This window comes from Enterobacter sp. 22499 (assembly GCF_052044815.1).
Classification (GTDB): Bacteria; Pseudomonadota; Gammaproteobacteria; order Enterobacterales; family Enterobacteriaceae; genus Enterobacter; species Enterobacter bugandensis.
The window spans coordinates 319184-338184 of sequence record NZ_JBQENR010000003.1; the positions used below are offsets into that span (position 1 = coordinate 319184).

The window sequence follows — 19001 nt, forward strand, 5'->3', positions numbered from 1 at the left end:
TGACAAAATTCCTGGAACCTTTCAGCTGACGCGCGTTTACCCTGTTTAACGCGCGCCTGAAGAAAATTAAATGCGGAAATGGCCGGCGGTTTCAGCAAGCTCGCCCGCCTGGCTTTGCAATGCGCTGGCGGCCGCGGCGGACTGCACCACCAGCTCGGCATTCTGCTGCACCATTCTGTCGAGATGGGTCACCGCGTGGTTGATCTCATGAATGACTTTCATCTGCTCGCTGGTGGCAATCGAGATCTCGCGCATGATGCCGGAGACGCTGCCGATGCTGGAGCGGATCTCATCCATGCTTTCCCCGGCCAGATGCACGTAGCGCGAGCCGGTGGCCACGCTGTCGGTGGTGGAGTCGATAAGCGATTTGATCTCTTTCGCCGCCTGGGCGCTGCGGCTGGCGAGGTTCCGCACTTCACCGGCAACCACGGCGAACCCGCGGCCCTGCTCACCGGCACGCGCCGCCTCGACGGAGGCGTTCAGCGCCAGAATGTTGGTCTGGAAGGCGATGCCGTCGATCACGCTGGTGATATCGCCAATCTTAGCGGACGCCACTTCGATAGACTGCATGGTGCTGATGGCCTGCGAAACCACTTCACCGCCGCGCGCTGCGGCCGCAGAGGCCTTGCTGGCCTGGTCGTTGGCTTCTGCTGCCGATTCATTTGACTGGGTGACGGAGGCGGTGATCTCTTCCACGGCGCTGGCGGTTTCGCGAAGGCTGGACGCCGCCTGCTCGGTACGTCCGGAGAGATCCTGGTTACCAGCCGCAATCTCCTGCGCGGCGTTTTTCACCGAGGCGCTGGCGTCGCGGAGCTGAACCATTACCACCGAGAGCTTATCGCTGAAGGCGTTAAACGCCTGCGCAATTTGCGCCACTTCGTCATCGCCGCTGTCCGGCAGGCGCTGGGACAGATCGTTAGTGCCGTTGGCAATGTTGTGCATCGCGTCACGAATGTCGGACAGGCGCTTCAGCAGGCGGGCAATCAGGACGTGAACAATGGCGCCGCTCAGGAGTGCGAGGATCACCAGCGAAATCGCCGACGCTTTCAGCAGGGAACGCATGCCGGAGGTGGCATCGCTGCTGTCGAGGGCGACGACCAGGAGCCAGTTCGTGCCCGGCACGGCTGAGGCGATAAAGGTTTTATCCTTGTCATTCAGCGTTCCGTCGACCGGGTTACCGCTCTTCAGCGCCGCAAGGTCGATGCCTTTGATCGTCTCGGCAAACGGCTTCAGCGTCAGGGCCGGCTCGTTGGCGGCAATCACCGTGCCGTCGCTGTTCAGAAGCAACCCGCTGCTGGCCGGCGTGGGGTGGATCCCGCGCACGTTCGCCACCACGCTATCCATGGCGACATCGCCTGCCACCACCGCTTTCAGAGCGCCATTCTCTTTCACCGGCACGGCAAACGTGACCACCAGCTTCCCGGTCCCGGCATCAACGTAGGGTGCCGTTACCACCGGGCCGTCCGTGCTCACCACCTGTTGATACCAGGGACGAACGGTGGGGTCATAATCCGCCGGGACGCCTGTCGGGTCGGAGAATTTCGCCGTCTTGCTGGCGTAGCCCACGTAAACGTTGGTGAAACCGCCCGCCTGGGCAAGCTGCTTAAACACCGGAACCGGATCGTCAGCCAGCGCGATGCTCTGCGCGGAGGTAATCACCGTCATTTTGCTTTTGACCCAGTCGGCAATCGCCATGTTGTGGCTGGCGCGGGTGCTGGTCAGAATATCGCGCTGGGACTGCTGGTTATCCTGGCGCGTGACCTGGAAGTTAATTACGGTATTGAGAAGAAGGGCGACGACGAGGCAGCCTGTCGTCGCGGCGATAATGCGTGCGCGAATGGATCTGAACATAAGTGAAATACCTGCTGTGTTGTTTCCATGCCTATCGGCAACCCCGCAGGTAAACTTGATGCTGAAACCGCGTCCATAAGAAAATAATATTTTTACGGGTTTATTATTAAAAAGTTAATACTTTATCCGCGGTCAGCGTCCATTCGGCCAGTTCAACCAGCGTACCGATTTCTACGCCCTCGATCAGCGGCAGCCCGGTAATGCCGCGCCCGTCGGTGCAGGTCTTACAGAGTTTTACCGGCACGTCCTGCGCGGTCAGGATCTCCAGCATCTGCTGAATGTTGTAGCCTTCCGCCGGTTTTTGACCCTTCAGCCCGGCGGTGACGGCGTCGGACATTAAAAATATCCGCAGTACCAGGTCGCTCTCTTTTTCGCGTAGCGCGATCGCCAGGCGCAGGCTGTTGAAAAGGGATTCGCTGCCGTAGGCCGCACCGTTGGCGACGATCACAATCTTCTGCATGTTGACTCCTGTTTTTATAAAGGCACGAATATTGCTTAATTTCCCCGGAGTTTCGCTGTCCGGGAGAGTAAGCATGACATTAATGGCCGGCATTTCGCCAGGTGCAACCGAATGGCTCCAGCGCGCAAGGCGGATGCGCCGAGAGCAGCTCAGCAGGCTGGCGCAGCTGAACGTGCTGGTGCGCGGAATTAGCCAGCTGGTGCATATGCTCCAGTGCGAGCGCGGCGCATCTAACGTCTGGCTCTGCTCACAGGGTAAGCTCTATGCGCCTGAATGCAAAGCCAGCCGGGCGCTGGTGGACGAAAACCTTGCTGCACTGAACGACATTCTTGGAAAACAGTCCGCCTTTCCGGGAAGCGCCGTTTGCGAACGTATCGGCAATGCGCTGCTCACGCTGGAGACGCTTCCCGCGCTGCGCGACGGTGTAAATCGGCAAACGCTGACGGCTCCGCAGGCAATGGAGCACTACTCCCGCATGCTGCGCCACCTGCTCAGTATCGTACCGCAGCTTAATGACAGCATTGACGACCCGCAAATCGCGGGCCGTTTCGTCGCGCTATATAGCCTGATGCAGGGGAAAGAGCTGGCGGGACAAGAGCGGGCCCTGGGGGCAATTGGCTTCACGCAGGGCTTTTTCGATGATGTGACCCGCCAGCGGCTGGTTGACCGCATTGACGGGCAGCAGGCCTGCTTTGAGATCTTTCTCTCCCACAGCCAGGCCGACGTGCAGACTTCGTTCTCCCTTAATTGTCAGCCCGATCGTGAGACGGAGCAGCTCCGGCGCGTGGCCTGTACCCGCCAGCCTGCTGCAGACAATGGACATACCGCACTCGCCTGGTTTGCGCTGCAAACGGCGCGGCTGGAGCATCTGCGCGCGCTGGAGGAGACGATCATCGCCGATCTGATGGTCGCGGTGGATGAGCGTATTCAGCGCGACGAGGCATACCCGCTTCCCGGGGATGAACAGGACGATCCGCTGGCGCACTACCCGGATAAACCGCTGCTGACCCTGGTTCGCCAGCAGGCACGAGAGATAGAGCAGCTTTCCCGCCAGCTCGCGTCGCTGCGCGATACGCTTGAGGAGCGCAAAACCATTGACAAAGCCAAAAGCGTGCTGATGACCCACCAGAACATGAGTGAAGAACAGGCGTGGACAACGCTGCGCAAAATGGCGATGGACAAGAACCAGCGCATGGTCGATATCGCCCGCGCGCTGCTTACGGTGAAGAGCGTCTGGCAGGTAACACCAAAGGAGTAGCTGCACAATCAGCGGGCATTTTATGCCTGATTGAGGTGCGTGAACGCGGGCAAAACCCGGTTTTCGGCCCTGAAAGAGGGTCTTTAAACCTGGCATTGGCTTTGCATTATTTAATTAACCATTTTTGACGGTGCGCCAACGGCGGTGCATCCGTCTTCGGGATAAAGGCGTCCAGCGGTGCTTCGGCACGGCGGGCGCTTTTTTTTGGCTTTTTTTCGGGAGCGGTTATGGCGGATTTGTCGAGACGGCGATTTTTGCAGGCCAGCATGCTGGCGAGTGGTGCAGCGCTGTTACCGGGTGTTATGCAGGCTGCCTGGGCGGCTGGCTCAGATAAACCGGAACAGGAGACGGTGCGCGTCGGGTTTATCCCGCTGACCGACTGCGCGCCGGTGGTTATCGCAGCGTTAAAAGGCTTTGATAAAAAATACGGTATCACCATCGTTCCCACCAAAGAGGCGAGCTGGGCGGCGGTGCGCGACAAGCTGGTGGCGGGAGAACTGGACGCCGCACACATTCTTTACGGTCTGCTGTACGGGCTGGAGCTGGGCATCGCCGGCAAGCCGCAGCAGATGGCGAACCTGATGACGCTCAATCAGAACGGCCAGGCCATCACGCTTTCAAGCGATCTGGCGGAGAAGGGCGTTCGCGATCTCGACGGGCTGAAAACGCTGATCGGGCAGCAGGCGCCGGGAACCTACACCTTCGCGCACACCTTCCCGACCGGGACGCATGCCATGTGGCTTTACTACTGGCTGGCCAGCGCGGGCATTAACCCCTTTGACGACGTGCGCACGGTGGTGGTGCCGCCGCCGCAGATGGTGATGAACATGCGCATCGGCAACATGGTGGGCTTCTGCGTCGGCGAGCCGTGGAACGCGCGGGCGATTAACGACCGGATCGGCTTTACCGCCGCCACGTCGCAGTCCATCTGGGCCGATCATCCGGAAAAGATCCTCGGCACGCGCCGCGACTGGGTGGAGAAAAACCCGCACGCCGCCCGGGCGCTGGTGAGCGCGGTGCTGGAGGCCGCGCGCTGGATCGAGGCGTCCCAGGAAAACAAACGCGAAACCGCGCAGATCCTCTCCCGCCGGGCGTGGCTCAACTGCAAAGAACAGTATCTCACCGGGCGCATGCTCGGCGAGTATGACAACGGCCTGGGCCAGCGCTGGCAGGACGCGCACCCGATCCGCTTCTTCAACGAGGGGGCTGTGAGCTACCCGTATCTCTCCGACGGCATGTGGTTCTTAACCCAGTTCCGCCGCTGGGGCTTGCTCAAAGCCGCGCCGGACTACGCGGGCATCGCGCAGCGCATCAACCAGACCGCGGTCTGGCAGGATGCCGCCACCGCCGTCGGGGGCGTGTCCACGCCGTCATCACCGTTCCGCAGCAGCACGCTGATGGACGGCACCGTCTGGAACGGCACCGATCCGGAAGGGTACGCCAGCCGTTTCGCTATTCACCGTAAAGGGGCCTGATTATGCCACATCTGCAAAACACGAAACCACAAGAGACGCCAGAGAGCGGGGAAGTGATTGTCCTGCCTCCGGTACAGGTTCGCCGCCGTCCGCCCGCGTTAGCGCGCCGGATGAACGACTTTTTCCAGCGCGTTATCCCGGCGCTGCTTGGCCTCGGGCTGCTGGTGGTGCTCTGGCAACTGGCGGCGATAAACAGCAAAGGCTTCCCGACGCCGCTCAGCACGCTTGATTCCGCCATTACCCTGTTTGCCGACCCGTTTTATCGCGACGGGCCTAACGATATGGGCATTGGCTGGAACGTGCTTGCTTCACTGCAGCGCGTCGCCATCGGCTTTGGCCTGGCAGCGCTGGCGGGTATTCCGCTGGGCTTTTTGATTGGCCGCTTCACCTTTTTCTCGCGCATGTTCAACCCGCTGATTGCGCTTCTGCGCCCGGTCAGCCCGCTGGCCTGGCTGCCCATCGGCCTGCTGCTGTTCCAGAAAGCGGAGCCCGCGTCGAGCTGGACCATTTTCATCTGCTCTATCTGGCCGATGGTGATCAACACCGCCGAAGGCGTGCGCCGCATTCCGCAGGACTACCTCAACGTCGCCCGCGTATTGCAGCTTTCCGAGTGGACGATCATGCGCCGCATACTCTTCCCGGCTGTGCTACCCGCCGTGCTGACCGGGGTGCGCCTCTCCATCGGCATCGCCTGGCTGGTGATTGTCGCCGCTGAGATGCTCACCGGGGGGCTGGGTATCGGCTTCTGGATCTGGAACGAGTGGAACAACCTCAACGTCGAAAACATTCTGATCGCCATCGTCATCATCGGCGTGGTCGGGTTGCTGCTGGAGCAGGGGCTGATGCTGATCGCCCGTCGCTTTAGCTGGCAGGAAAAATAAGGAGCGAACATGAAACCATTAATTCAGGTCCAGGCCGTGAGCCAGCGTTTTTCCACCGCCAGCGGCGAGTTTCTGGCGCTGCAGAACGTCTCTTTTGATATCCACGAGGGCGAAACCGTGAGTCTTATTGGCCACTCCGGCTGCGGCAAGTCGACGCTGCTTAACCTCATCGCCGGGATCGCGCTGCCGACGGAAGGCGGGCTGATTTGCGACAACCGCGAAATCGCCGGGCCGGGGCCCGAGCGCGCGGTGGTGTTCCAGAACCATTCTCTGCTGCCGTGGCTGACCTGCTTCGACAACGTGGCGCTGGCGGTGGATCAGGTGTTCCGTCACACCATGAGCAAGGCCGAGCGCAAAGAGTGGATCGAGCACAACCTCGACCGCGTGCAGATGGGACACGCGCTGCACAAGCGTCCGGGGGAGATCTCCGGCGGCATGAAGCAGCGCGTCGGGATTGCCCGCGCGCTGGCGATGAAGCCGAAAGTGCTGCTGATGGATGAGCCGTTCGGCGCGCTGGATGCGCTGACGCGCGCCCATCTGCAGGACTCGGTGATGCAGATCCAGCAGGCGCTGAACACCACCATCGTTCTCATTACCCACGACGTGGACGAGGCGGTGCTGCTCTCCGATCGCGTGCTGATGATGACCAACGGCCCGGCGGCCACCGTCGGGGAGATCCTGCGCGTTGACCTGCCGCGCCCGCGCAACCGGGTGCAGCTGGCGGACGACAGCCGCTATCACCACATGCGCCAGCAGATCCTCCATTTCCTCTACGAAAAACAGCCGAAAGCGGCGTAACGAGGGGGCGTTGATGCGACTGGTCATTATCGGGAATGGCATGGCGGCAACCCGGCTGATTGCTTCGCTCACCGGGCGAGCTTCCGGTCGGTTCGCTATCACCGTCATCGGTGACGAGCCGGAGCATGCCTATAACCGCATCCAGCTTTCGCCGGTGCTGGGGGGTGAAAAAACGGCTGCGGGCATCTGCCTTCAGGATGACCACTGGTACCAGGAGCGCGGCGTGACGGTGCTGCGGGGCGAAAAGGCACTCGCCGTGAACGTGGACGCGCGGGAAGTGCAAACCACCGCCCGCACGCTGGGCTGGGATGCGCTGGTATTTGCCACCGGGTCAACGCCGTTTGTGCCGCCGATTCCTGGGGGCGATGCGCCGCACGTCTTCACGTTCCGTACCCTGGAGGATACCCGCGCCATTCAGGCGATCGCCGGTCCGGCGGTAGTGCTGGGGGGCGGCGTGCTCGGCGTTGAGACGGCGGCAGCGCTGGCTCGTTCAGGTGACAACGTCACGCTCGTTCATCGCGGCCCGTGGCTGATGGAGCAGCAGCTGGACCAGCAGGCGGGCGTACTGCTTGAAGAGGCGCTGGCGGCGCGGGGCGTGCGCTCTGAACTCGCCTCCGGCATCGCGGGGATTAACGGGAATAGCGTGACGCTGCTCAACGGACGCCGCGTCGCCGCCGCGCGCGTGGTGCTGGCGACCGGCGTGCACCCCAACGTCGCACTGGCGCAGGCCAGCGGTGTTCGCTGCGCGCGCGGCATCGTGGTGGATAGCCAGATGCGGACCTCCGCACCGGACGTCTACGCCATTGGCGAGTGCTGCGAAATTGACGGCCAGACCTTTGGCCTGGTCGCGCCCTGTATGACGCAGGCGGATATTCTCGCCGCGCGGCTGGCGGGTGACACAGCCGCGCCGTTTGCCCTCACCGACAATGGCGTGCGCCTCAAGGTGACCGGCGTGGAGCTGTTCAGCCTCGGGCGCGCGGCGGCGCAGGCGGGCGACGTGGTCTGGAGCTCCTGGGATCCGCTAACCCGTCACTATCGTCGGTTACTGATCCATCAGGGTGCGCTGGCTGGCGTGCTGCTGATGGGCGACTGCCGCAGCGCGGCAACATTTACCGATTTACTGGCAACGGCTGCGCCCGCACGCGCGGACTGGCTGTTCGATCGTTTCACTACGCAACCGCAGGTTGCAGGACAGAACGCTATGACAAAACCTACTCTGGTGGTGGTTGGGCACGGTATGGTCGGCCATCATTTTCTCGAAGACTGCGTTAACCGCAATCTGCATCAGCAGTATCAGATCGTTGTCTTTGGTGAGGAGCGCTATGCCGCCTATGACCGCGTGCATCTGTCGGAATACTTTGGCGGCCGAAGCGCGGCGTCGCTCTCGCTGGTGGAGGGGGAATTCTTTGCCGATAACGGCATTGAGCTGCGCCTCTCGCAGCAGATCGTCGCTATCGATCGCGACGCGCGCGTGGTGCGTACCGCCAGCGGGCATGAGACCCACTGGGACAAGCTGGTGCTGGCGACCGGCTCATACCCGTTCGTACCGCCGGTACCGGGCAACGATCTGCCGGGCTGCTTTGTCTACCGCACCCTTGACGACCTGGACAACATAGCGGCCCACGCGGCGGGCTCGCGTCGTGGCGTGGTGATTGGCGGCGGCCTGCTCGGGCTGGAAGCCGCTAATGCTCTGAAACAGCTCGGGCTGGAAACCCACGTGGTGGAGTTTGCGCCCAATCTGATGGCGGTGCAGCTTGATAATGACGGCGCGGCGATGCTGCGCAGGAAAATCGAGGCGCTGGGCGTTGGCGTTCACACCAGTAAAGCCACCACGGAAATTGCTGCGACGGACGACGGGCTGGTGCTGCGCTTCGCAGACGGTGAACAGCTGGAAACGGACATGGTGGTCTTCTCTGCCGGTATTCGTCCTCAGGACGCGCTGGCGCGCAGCAGCGGGCTGGCTGTCGGCGAGCGCGGCGGGATCTGCATTGATGACGCCTGCCGGACCTCCGATTCGAACGTGCTTGCCATCGGTGAATGCGCCCTGTGGGAGGGGAAAATCTTTGGCCTTGTGGCGCCGGGCTACCAGATGGCGCGCGTGGCCGCCGCCGCGCTCGCGGGCGAAGATAAAACCTTCACCGGGGCAGATATGAGCACTAAGCTCAAGCTGCTCGGCGTGGACGTGGCGTCGTTTGGCGATGCTCATGGGCGCACGCCGGGGGCGCTAAGCTACCAGTGGACGCACGGCCCGCAGCAAATCTACAAGAAAATCGTGGTCAGCCACGACGGAAAAACGCTGCTCGGCGGCGTGCTGGTGGGCGATGCCAGCGAATACGCTACGCTGGTGCAGATGATGCTTAACGGCATCAGCCTGCCGAAAGAGCCGGAAACGCTGATACTACCCGCGTTGTCAGGCAGCGCGCCAAAAGCGCTGGGCGTGGCGGCGCTGCCGGAAAGCGCGCAGATCTGTTCGTGTCATAACGTCAGCAAAGGCGATATCTGCCGGGCGGTGAGCGCGGGCGCAGCGGATATCGGCGCCGTTAAGCAGTGCACCAAAGCGGCGACCGGCTGCGGGGGCTGCAGCGCGCTGGTGAAGCAGGTGATGGAGTTCCAGCTTGCCGAGCAGGGCGTGGAGGTGAAAAAGGACATCTGCGAACACTTCCCGTACTCGCGCCAGGAGATTTACCATCTGGTGCGCGTCAACCATATCCGAACCTTCGACCAGCTTATCAGCCGCTACGGTCAGGGGCACGGGTGCGAGATCTGTAAGCCGCTGGTGGGGTCAGTGCTGGCCTCCTGCTGGAATGAGTATCTGCTCAAACCGGCGCATCTGCCATTGCAGGACACCAACGACCGCTACTTCGCCAATATTCAGAAGGACGGGACGTATTCCATCGTGCCGCGCATGCCCGCAGGAGAAGTGACCGCCGACGGGCTGATCGCCATCGGCCAGATTGCGAAACGCTACGGCCTGTACAGCAAAATCACCGGCGGGCAGCGTATCGACCTGTTTGGCGCCACCCTGGAACAGCTGCCTGAGATCTGGCAGGCGCTGGTGGAGGCCGGGTTTGAAACCGGGCACGCTTACGGGAAATCCCTGCGCACGGTGAAATCCTGCGTCGGGTCGACCTGGTGCCGCTACGGCGTGCAGGACTCCACTGGTCTCGCGGTCAGGCTGGAGCACCGCTACAAGGGCCTGCGCGCCCCGCACAAAATCAAAATGGCCGTTTCCGGCTGCACCCGCGAGTGCGCGGAGGCGCAGAGCAAAGACGTGGGGGTGATTGCCACGGACAAAGGCTGGAACCTCTATCTGTGCGGCAACGGCGGGATGAAGCCTCGCCATGCAGATCTCTTCGCCAGCGATCTGGATGACGAAACGCTGATCCGCACCGTCGACCGTTTCCTGATGTTCTACATCCGCACGGCGGATCGCCTGCAGCGCACCAGCACCTGGATGGACAACCTGGAGGGCGGCCTCGACTATCTGCGTGAGGTGATCCTCAACGACAGTCTCGGCATCGCCCACGAGCTGGAGCAGGAGATGGTCCGGGTAGTAGAGACGTACCAGTGCGAATGGCAAACCACGCTCAACGATCCTGACCGCCTGGCGCTGTTCCGCACCGCGGTGAACGTCGCGCCATCGGACGAAAGCAAGCGCTGGCAGGAAATCTGCGGCATTGACGATATCCCGGAGCAGGCGGGCATTGGCGCGCGTCTTGGCCGTAAACCGATCGCGCTGTTCCGCTTTGGTCAAACTGTTTATGCCCTGGACGACCTGGAGCCGGGCAGCAGTGCGAACGTGCTGTCACGCGGCATCCTCGGCGATGCGGCGGGCGAACCGGTGGTTATTTCTCCGCTCTACAAGCAGCGCATTCGCCTGCGCGACGGCTGTCAGGTGGAGAGTGGCGAACCCGCTGTGCGCGCCTGGCCGGTCAAAATTGAAAATGGCAAGGTGTGGGTCGGCAACGAAGAGCTGGTGATGCGCGCGGAGGCCTCATGACGGAAACCAGGACAACGTGCCCCTACTGCGGGGTCGGCTGCGGCGTGATCGCCAGCGTGGAGGATGGAGCGGTCAGCGTTCGGGGGGACGACACCCATCCTGCAAACTTTGGCCGCCTGTGCGTGAAAGGATCGGCCCTGGGGGAGACAACGGGCTTGCAGGGGCGATTGCTGTACCCCGTTGTCGATGGACTTGAGGTGGACTGGTCCCAGGCGCTGAACGCGGCGGGCGAGCGACTGCGGGAGATCATCGACACATGGGGGCCACGGGCGGTGGCGTTTTACGCCTCCGGCCAGCTATTAACCGAGGACTACTATGCCGCCAACAAGCTGATGAAAGGGTTTATCGGCGCGGCGAACATCGATACCAACTCCCGGCTCTGCATGTCCTCGGCGGTGGTGGGCTACAGGCGCGCCTTTGGCGAAGACGTGGTGCCGTGCAGCTACGAGGATGTGGAAAACAGCGATCTGGTGGTGCTGGCTGGCTCGAACGCGGCCTGGACGCATCCGGTGCTCTATCAGCGTCTGGTGCAGGCAAAGCACAACAACCCGCAGATGAAGGTGGTGGTGATTGACCCGCGTAAAACCGCTACCTGCGATATTGCCGACCTGCATCTGGCGCTTAAACCCGGCAGCGACGCCGGGCTGTTTGTGGGGTTGCTCAATCTGATCCAGGGCACCGATGAGTGGCCGATTGCCCGCGTGGCGGCGTTTTGCGACCTTCCGGCAGAGGATATTGGTACCTTTTACGACTGGTTTATTACCGTGCCTCGCGCCATTACGCTCTACACCATGGGGATCAACCAGTCCTCCAGCGGAAGCGACAAGTGCAGCGCCATCATTAACGTGCATCTTGCCAGCGGGAAGTTCAACCGTCCGGGCTGCGGCCCGTTTTCGCTGACCGGACAGCCAAACGCCATGGGCGGCCGGGAAGTAGGTGGGCTGGCGAACCAGCTGGCGGCGCATATGAGCTTCGAGCCGGACGATCTTTCGCGGGTGGCGCGTTTCTGGGGAACGGAACGGCTGGCGCAGACGCCGGGGCTGATGGCGGTGGAACTGTTTGACGCCATCGCCCGCGGCGAGGTGAAGGCGGTGTGGATCATGGGCACCAATCCTGCCGTATCGCTGCCGGACAGCCACGCGGTGTGTCAGGCGCTGGCGGCCTGTCCGCTGGTGATTGTCTCTGAGGTGATGAAAGATACCGACACCAGCCGGTTCGCCCATATCCGTTTTCCGGCGCTGGGCTGGGGGGAAAAGGACGGCACGGTGACCAATTCCGAGCGGCGCATTTCGCGCCAGCGCGCGTTTCTGCCCGCGCCGGGTGAGGCGAAGCCGGACTGGTGGATCGTGGCTCAGATTGCAAAACGGCTGGGCTACGGCGAGGCCTTTGCCTGGCAACATCCGCAGGAGATTTTTTGCGAACATGCGGCGCTGACGGCGTTTGAAAATGACGGCGCGCGGGCGTTGAACCTTCAGGAACTGGCGGGGTTAACCCGTGAAGCGTGGGAGACGCTTGAGCCGTACCAGTGGCCGACGGGGAATTTACCGCGCCGAAACGTAGTGCCTGTCGATCCGCTGCCGCACGGCGCGACGGCTACCGCGCTATACCCGGCGATCCTCAACACTGGCCGTATCCGCGACCAGTGGCACACCATGACCCGTACGGGCTACGTGCCCCGGCTGATGCAGCATATCGCGGAGCCGTTTGTTGAGGTCTGCGCCGCAGACGCCATTCGGTTTTCACTGTGCGACGGCCAGCTGGCGCGGATCGTCTCGCCGCGCGGCGTGATGGTGGCCAGAGTACGAATCAACGACGGAATACGGGAAGGCGAAGCGTTTGCCCCGATGCACTGGAACGCTGAGTTTGCCCGCCAGGGAAAGGTTAACGCGCTGGTGGAAGGGCGCGTCGATCCGGCTTCCGGGCAGCCGGAGAGTAAGCAAACCGCCGTCAGAATCATGCCCTGGCAGCCCGCCTGGCAGGGGGAGCTCTATGCCCGGGAATGGCCGGAGATCCCCTCTTCGGTTCACTGGTGGCGTAAAGCCTCGCGAATGACGATAGCGGGTGATAAGCCGCTGCTGTCGTGGGTCATGGACTATGCCAGCGGCCGGGGCTGGCAGCTGCAGGTTGCGCAAACCGGGGAACGCAGCAGCGTGCTGGCCTGGCATAACGGCCATCTGATGCTGGGTTTCTGGGAAGGCACCGCCTTGCCCGATCTGGCGAACCCTGTGATAGAAGCCGCTTTTCAGTCACCACCCTCGACGCCCGCTGAGCGCCATGCGCTGCTGAACGGGCAGGGCGTGGGGAAGGTTACAGATCCGGGGCGCATCATCTGCAGCTGTTTCAGCGTTGGAGAAAACGCGATACGGGAGGCGATTGCCGGAGGCTGCGGTTCCGTTACCGCTCTGGGGGCGACGCTACGGTGCGGCACGAACTGTGGTTCGTGCGTGCCTGAGCTCAAAACAATGTTTCAGGAAATTCCGGAAAATTCCCCGTGAAGCTGCAAAGAGGGAGAAATCACGTTAAGGTACCTGGTGTTCTTACGTAAGCACCGGGTAATTCTTACGACATTGATGACTGTTTCTCCCCCTTTCCGAACGCTGGTTTTACTCTCCCTTGTTACTGCCGGAGCCGTTCACGGTGCGCCGAATTCCTTTATCCAGCAGGCACAAAATCCCTTTGATAATAACGGGGATAATCTCCCCGATCTCGGTATGGCAGCCCCGACCGGGGAGGGGGAAAAGCATCTCGCCGAAATGGCGAAAGCCTTTGGTGAAGCCAGTATGACCGACAACGGCCTGACTACGGGCGAGCAGGCGCGGCAGTTTGCCTTTGGTCAGGTGCGCGACGCGGTGAGCGGCGAGGTGAACCAGCAGATTGAATCCTTGCTGTCGCCCTGGGGGAATGCCAGCGTCAATTTGCTGGTGGATAACGACGGGAAATTCAACGGCAGCAGCGGGAGCTGGTTTATCCCCTGGAACGATAACAACCGTTACCTGAGCTGGAGCCAGCTCGGCCTGACGCAGCAGACGGATGGCCTGGTCAGTAACGCCGGAATCGGCCAGCGCTGGGTGGCCGGAAAATGGCTGCTGGGCTACAACACCTTTTACGATAACCTGCTGGATGAGAACCTGCAGCGTGCCGGGCTCGGCGCGGAGGTATGGGGAGAAAATCTGCGCCTGTCGGCTAACTATTATCAGCCTTTTGCCGGCTGGCGCGACAGCTCTGACGTCCAGGAGCAGCGCATGGCGCGGGGATATGACGTGACCGCCAAAGCCTGGCTGCCGTGGTTTCATCACCTGAACACCAGCGTCAGCTTTGAGCAATATTTTGGCGACAACGTTGACCTCTTCAACAGCGGAACCGGGTATCACAACCCGGTGGCGGTCAATCTCGGGCTTAACTATACCCCCGTGCCGCTGGTGACGCTGACCGCCGGGCATAAGCAGGGCGAAAGCGGAGAGAGCCAGAATAACCTCGGGCTGAAGCTCAACTATCGCTTCGGCGTGCCGCTGGTTAAGCAGCTCTCCGCCGGAGAGGTCGCGGCCACGCGATCCCTGCGCGGAAGCCGCTATGACTCGCCGGAGCGTAACAGCCTGCCGGTGATGGAGTTCCGCCAGCGTAAAACGCTCTCCGTCTGGCTGGCAACCCCGCCGTGGGATCTCAAAGGGGGCGAAACCGTCATGCTGAAGCTGCAGGTTCGCAGCACTCACGGAATTCGTCAGATCCACTGGCAGGGTGATACCCAGGCATTGAGCCTGACGTCCCCGGGGAAAAGTGACAGCACCGACGGCTGGAGCGTGATCATGCCTGCCTGGAATAACGCTGAAGGGGCGACAAACCGCTGGCATCTCTCGGCGGTGGTGGAAGATGCGAAGGGCCAGCGCGTCTCATCCAATGAGATCACGCTCGCTGTGGTGCAGCCGCTGGTCGCATTACCTGACGACGACCCGCGCTGGAAGCTGCTGCCGGATGAGTAATGCTTAAAAAATACGTTCCTGATGGACCCACACCGCGGCTTCAACGCGGGATTTTAGCTTCATTTTCTTGAGCATATGCTTCACGTGCACTTTAACCGTGCTTTCGGTGATATCCAGGCGGCGGGCGATCATTTTGTTCGGCAGGCCCTGGGCAATCAGCTTCAGAATATCGCGTTCGCGCGGCGTTAACTGGCTGACGTCGCGGTCAGAGGTGGCGCGGTTCGCCCGCAGGCTGGCGGCCAGCACCGGCGTCAGGGCCTCGCTCAGCACCATCTCGCCTGCGGCGGCCTGCTGCAGCGCCTTGAGCAGGTCTTCCGGCTCCATATCCTTCAGCAGATAGCCATCCGCGCCGCGCTTCAGCGCCGTGACCACATCCTCTTCGTGGTTGGAGACGCTAAAGACCACCACGCGACCGGAAAGGGATTTCTCGCGCAACTTGTCGAGGGTTTCCAGACCGTTCATGCCGGGCATGTTGAGATCGAGCAGGATCAGATCCGGATCGAGGGATTCGGCCAGCTCAATACCCTGTTCACCGTTGCTGGCTTCGCCAACCACGGTAATGTCGGGTGCCATGCTGACCAGCTGTTTTACGCCAGTACGCAGCATCGGATGGTCGTCGATCAACAGGATGGATGCCGGTTCCTGATTAGTCATGGGTTTCTCCTTGAGCAGTTGTAAGCGGTTTTTCGGGAATAAAGGTGACCACAACTTCCGTGCCACCCGTCTCTCTCCGTCGAACCTGGCAATCACCGCGCAGGCTTTGGGCGCGGTCTCGCATAATGATTAAACCATAGTGGTTAGTGCGTTCGGCATTTTCCGGCACGCCGCGACCGTTGTCGTGAACCGTCAGCCTGACCTGATTAGCGTGCTGGCTGACGGTAACCGTAACCGCCGTCGCTTCAGCGTGTTTGAGCACGTTGCTCAGCGCTTCGCGGGCGATCTGCAGCAGATGAATCGCCTGATGGGAAGGGACAAACCGCGGCGGCAGCTGGTAATCCAGCTTCACCGGGAAGCCAAGCCGGGCACTAAATTCCTGGCAGCTGGATTCCAGCGCCGGGCGCAGCCCCGGCTCGGTCAGCTGCAGGCGGAAGGTGGTCAGCAGCTCGCGCAGCTGTACCCAGGAGGTGTTCAGCTCGTTGCGGATCTGGCTCAGCAGCTGTTTGTTGCTTTCCGGCATTTCCGCGTCCTGCATCTGCAGGCAGCTCACCTGCATTTTCATACAGGAGAGCGACTGGGCGATAGAGTCGTGGAGCTCGCGGGCGATGGTCGCGCGCTCTTCCATGACGATCAACTGCTGCTGTTTTTCCTGGTGCCTGTCGAGCGCCAGCGTGGCCGTTAACTGTTCAACCAGGGTGTCCACCAGCTGCTGCTGGTCGTGGCTCAGATGACGTCCGGCTGGCAGGGTGGCCAGCAGAATACCGTACTGGGTGTGGCTGTCCGTCAGCCGCCACTTCAGGGTAGTGCCGCCAGAAGCCTGCAGCGGCAGGCCGCGCGGGCACAGGTGGCAGCCTTTATCATCGCAGGACATGTCGGACTGACAGGTAAACTCCTGATGATTATCTTCATCTTCCACATCGTAAACCCGCAGCTCCAGGTCATGCAGCAGGGTCAGATTTTGCAGGCCGTTCAGCACCGGCGAAAGGCGTTCACATAGCGGCACCTGCATGTGCAGCCGACGGTTGGCTTGCCACAGGAAGGAGAGGATCTCATTTTTCTGCTCCAGCCCGGCGGTTTTTTCCTGCACGCGTTGCTCCAGCACCGCGTAGCTTTCGGAGAGCTCCGCCGACATGGTGTTCAGCGCCTGGCCGAGCATGGCCATCTCGTTGCGGCCGCTGATGTGCGTGCGCTGGGTAAAATCTCTGTTCGTTACGGCGCGCGCCATCGCCAGCAGCTGTTTCCAGGGATTCAGCAGCCGCGCCCGGAGCCAGATAATGGTGAAGATCAGCAGCAGGCCCATAAACAGCGCCATGGCACGGTGTACCATTACCACCCGGTCGATGCGTAATTCGGTGGTTTGGTCGAAAGAGGAGACCAGCGCGTCAATGCGGGAGACGAAACCCGCTACGTCCTGCGCAACGGTTTCGGTGCTGCGTGCCTGTTTCAGACCGGGTTCCAGCTGGGTGTGCCAGTAGCCCTGCAGGGCTTTCAGCTGGGACTGCTGGCCGGCGCGAATGGCGGCGTTTTCCAGTTCGGGGCTGAAGGCCGTGCGCTCCATTTCATCAATTAAGGGCCGATCGTCCTGCGTCAGGGGGACCGACGCCAGCAGACGATAACTCTGCATGCGTAGAGAACCTGCCTCGTTGATGGCATGCGCATTACCCTGTACCCCTTGTACCAGCCAGCCGGAAATCGCCATGCCGGCCACGCCAAGGGCGGTAGACAGCAAAACAATCAGGGCTAGCTGATTGACGAGAGTCAGCGGTGATAAACATCTTTTTAACATAGAGTTGCCGGGCTCCTGACGTGGCCTGCTTGCAGGAATGGCGCTATTCTGGTGCATACCCTGGAGTATACCCATACCAATAAAGGATTACCCCTAAATTGCCAACGGAGTATAGGTGAAGAAGCGGTGGTAGCAAGGAACCTTCAGTGCAGTGAAAAACCACGTCTTTTTTACCGAATTATCCTACTCACTAAGGATAACCCCTTTTTTTGCGCCGCAAATCCCCGCACTTTTCCTTTGATTTATATCAACTTACCGCCGCCCTAAAACCCTAATGTTTGCAGCATCATTCGAGAATCAGAGGTGTCTATGAGTCACTCATCCGCTCCCGAAAGGGAAAATGGTGCCGTTATTACAGACTGGCGTCCAGAGGATCCGGCGTTCTGGCAACAGCGCGGCCATCGTGTAGCAAGCCGGAATCTGTGGATTTCCGTTCCGTGTCTGCTTTTAGCGTTTTGTGTATGGATGTTGTTTAGCGCGGTCGCGGTAAACCTGCCGAAAGTAGGGTTTACGTTCACGACCGATCAGCTGTTTATGCTTACCGCATTGCCGTCGCTGTCTGGCGCGCTGCTGCGTGTCCCTTACGCGTTTATGGTCCCGGTATTCGGAGGCCGTCGCTGGACGGCGTTCAGTACGGGCATCATGATCGTCCCTTGCGTGTGGCTAGGCTTCGCGGTGCAGGATACCTCCACGCCGTTCAGCGTGTTCGTGATTATCTCCCTGCTGTGCGGTTTCGCCGGCGCTAACTTCGCCTCCAGCATGGCGAACATCAGCTTCTTCTTCCCGAAAGCGAAGCAGGGCGGCGCGCTGGGTATTAACGGCGGTCTGGGCAACATGGGCGTAAGCGTGATGCAGCTGATTGCGCCGCTGGCGATCTCTGTTTCTATTTTTGCCGCCTTCGGTGGCGGCGGCGTTGAGCAGGCGGATGGTTCTTCCCTCTACCTGCAGAACGCGGCCTGGATTTGGGTCCCGTTCCTGGTGGTCTTCACCCTCGCTGCGTGGTTCTTTATGAACGATTTGAGCGCGTCGAAAGCATCCCTGAGCGAGCAGCTTCCGGTGCTGAAGCGTGGACACCTGTGGGTGATGGCGCTGCTGTATCTGGCTACCTTCGGTTCGTTTATCGGCTTCTCAGCGGGCTTTGCCATGCTGTCGAAAACCCAGTTCCCGGACGTGCAGATCCTGCAATTCGCCTTCTTCGGTCCGTTCATTGGCGCACTGGCGCGTTCACTGGGCGGCATGATCTCCGACCGTCTGGGCGGGACTCGCGTTACGCTGGTGAACTTTATTGTGATGGCAGTCTTCTGCGCGCTGCTGTTCCTGACGCTGCCTTCTGACGGGCAGGGCGGTAACTTCTTTGCCTTCTTCGGCGTGTTTATGGTGCTGTTCCTGACGGCCGGGTTGGGGAGTGCTTCCACCTTCCAGATGATCTCCGTGATCTTCCGCAAGCTGACGATGGATCGCGTGAAAGCGCAGGGCGGAAGCGAAGAGCAGGCCATGCGTGAAGCGGCGACGGATACGGCTGCGGCCCTGGGCTTTATCTCGGCTATTGGCGCAATTGGCGGCTTCTTTATTCCGAAAGCGTTCGGCATCTCGCTTGACCTGACCGGCTCTCCGGCTGGCGCCATGAAAGTCTTCCTCGTCTTCTATATCGCCTGCGTCGTGATTACGTGGCTGGTATATGGCCGTAATACCAAGAAAAATAAGTAAGTGTGATTATCCGTTAACGCGGCCTTCGGGCCGCGTTTTTTTTCGAATGAATAATAGTTACAACATACTGAAAGCTTTTACCGCAGTCATCTGCGGGTAACAGTGTGATCGCCATCGCTTTGCAGGTATGTCTACCCCTTAATACCTGAGA

At 61.0% G+C, this 19001-nt stretch carries 12 protein-coding genes; 8 read left to right on the forward strand and 4 right to left on the reverse strand.

The features are described 5' to 3' along the window. Nucleotides 1-66: 66 nt before the first annotated feature. Together ACTJI7_RS12715 and ACTJI7_RS12720 are read right to left on the reverse strand one after the other, a co-directional pair. Entirely contained in the window at nt 67-1851 is a 1785-nt protein-coding gene (locus tag ACTJI7_RS12715; protein WP_440669388.1) for a methyl-accepting chemotaxis protein, read from the reverse strand. Between the two features lie 106 nt (nt 1852-1957). Beyond that, on the reverse strand, nt 1958-2311 hold the full coding sequence (locus tag ACTJI7_RS12720) for a DsrE/DsrF/TusD sulfur relay family protein (RefSeq protein ID WP_028013455.1): 354 nt from the start codon (nt 2309-2311) through the stop codon (nt 1958-1960). Nucleotides 2312-2384: 73 nt separating this feature from the next. Here ACTJI7_RS12720 and nasR point away from each other — a divergent pair, with 73 nt between their 5' ends. The 7 genes from nasR to ACTJI7_RS12755 all read left to right on the forward strand — a co-directional run bounded on the left by nasR (nt 2385) and on the right by ACTJI7_RS12755 (nt 14700). Beyond that, on the forward strand, nt 2385-3569 hold the full coding sequence (gene nasR, locus ACTJI7_RS12725; RefSeq protein WP_045261104.1) for a nitrate regulatory protein NasR: 1185 nt from the start codon (nt 2385-2387) through the stop codon (nt 3567-3569). A 227-nt stretch (nt 3570-3796) separates the two neighbouring features. Beyond that, nucleotides 3797-5044 (forward strand): CmpA/NrtA family ABC transporter substrate-binding protein, encoded by a 1248-nt coding sequence (locus ACTJI7_RS12730; protein ID WP_045261103.1) that lies wholly within the window; start codon nt 3797-3799, stop codon nt 5042-5044. Between the two features lie 2 nt (nt 5045-5046). Continuing rightward, nucleotides 5047-5925: a nitrate ABC transporter permease gene (gene ntrB / locus ACTJI7_RS12735; protein WP_028013452.1), complete on the forward strand. Its 879-nt coding sequence runs from the start codon at nt 5047-5049 to the stop codon at nt 5923-5925. A gap of 9 nt (nt 5926-5934) precedes the next feature. Beyond that, nucleotides 5935-6723, forward strand: coding sequence for an ABC transporter ATP-binding protein (locus tag ACTJI7_RS12740; RefSeq protein ID WP_045630583.1), 789 nt, complete (start codon nt 5935-5937; stop codon nt 6721-6723). A gap of 13 nt (nt 6724-6736) precedes the next feature. Then, nucleotides 6737-10723: a nitrite reductase large subunit NirB gene (gene nirB, locus ACTJI7_RS12745; RefSeq protein WP_222563517.1), complete on the forward strand. Its 3987-nt coding sequence runs from the start codon at nt 6737-6739 to the stop codon at nt 10721-10723. Further along, nucleotides 10720-13218, forward strand: coding sequence for a nitrate reductase (locus ACTJI7_RS12750; RefSeq protein WP_063154393.1), 2499 nt, complete (start codon nt 10720-10722; stop codon nt 13216-13218). Before nirB ends, ACTJI7_RS12750 begins: the two co-directional genes overlap by 4 nt. Nucleotides 13219-13293: 75 nt before the next feature. Then, nucleotides 13294-14700 (forward strand): YchO/YchP family invasin, encoded by a 1407-nt coding sequence (locus ACTJI7_RS12755; RefSeq protein ID WP_063154391.1) that lies wholly within the window; start codon nt 13294-13296, stop codon nt 14698-14700. 3 nt (nt 14701-14703) lie between these two features. Here ACTJI7_RS12755 and narL read toward each other — a convergent pair whose 3' ends face one another. Then, the gene (gene narL / locus ACTJI7_RS12760; RefSeq protein ID WP_003856701.1) at nt 14704-15354 is read right to left on the reverse strand and encodes a two-component system response regulator NarL; all 651 of its coding nucleotides are present in this window, start codon (nt 15352-15354) and stop codon (nt 14704-14706) included. Then, nucleotides 15347-17143: a nitrate/nitrite two-component system sensor histidine kinase NarX gene (gene narX / locus ACTJI7_RS12765; RefSeq protein ID WP_032644884.1), complete on the reverse strand. Its 1797-nt coding sequence runs from the start codon at nt 17141-17143 to the stop codon at nt 15347-15349. The genes narL and narX overlap by 8 nt, the downstream gene beginning before the upstream one ends. A gap of 309 nt (nt 17144-17452) precedes the next feature. Between narX and ACTJI7_RS12770 the strand changes: the two genes are divergently transcribed. Continuing rightward, on the forward strand, nt 17453-18850 hold the full coding sequence (locus ACTJI7_RS12770; protein ID WP_047364940.1) for a NarK family nitrate/nitrite MFS transporter: 1398 nt from the start codon (nt 17453-17455) through the stop codon (nt 18848-18850). Nucleotides 18851-19001 lie beyond the last annotated feature (151 nt).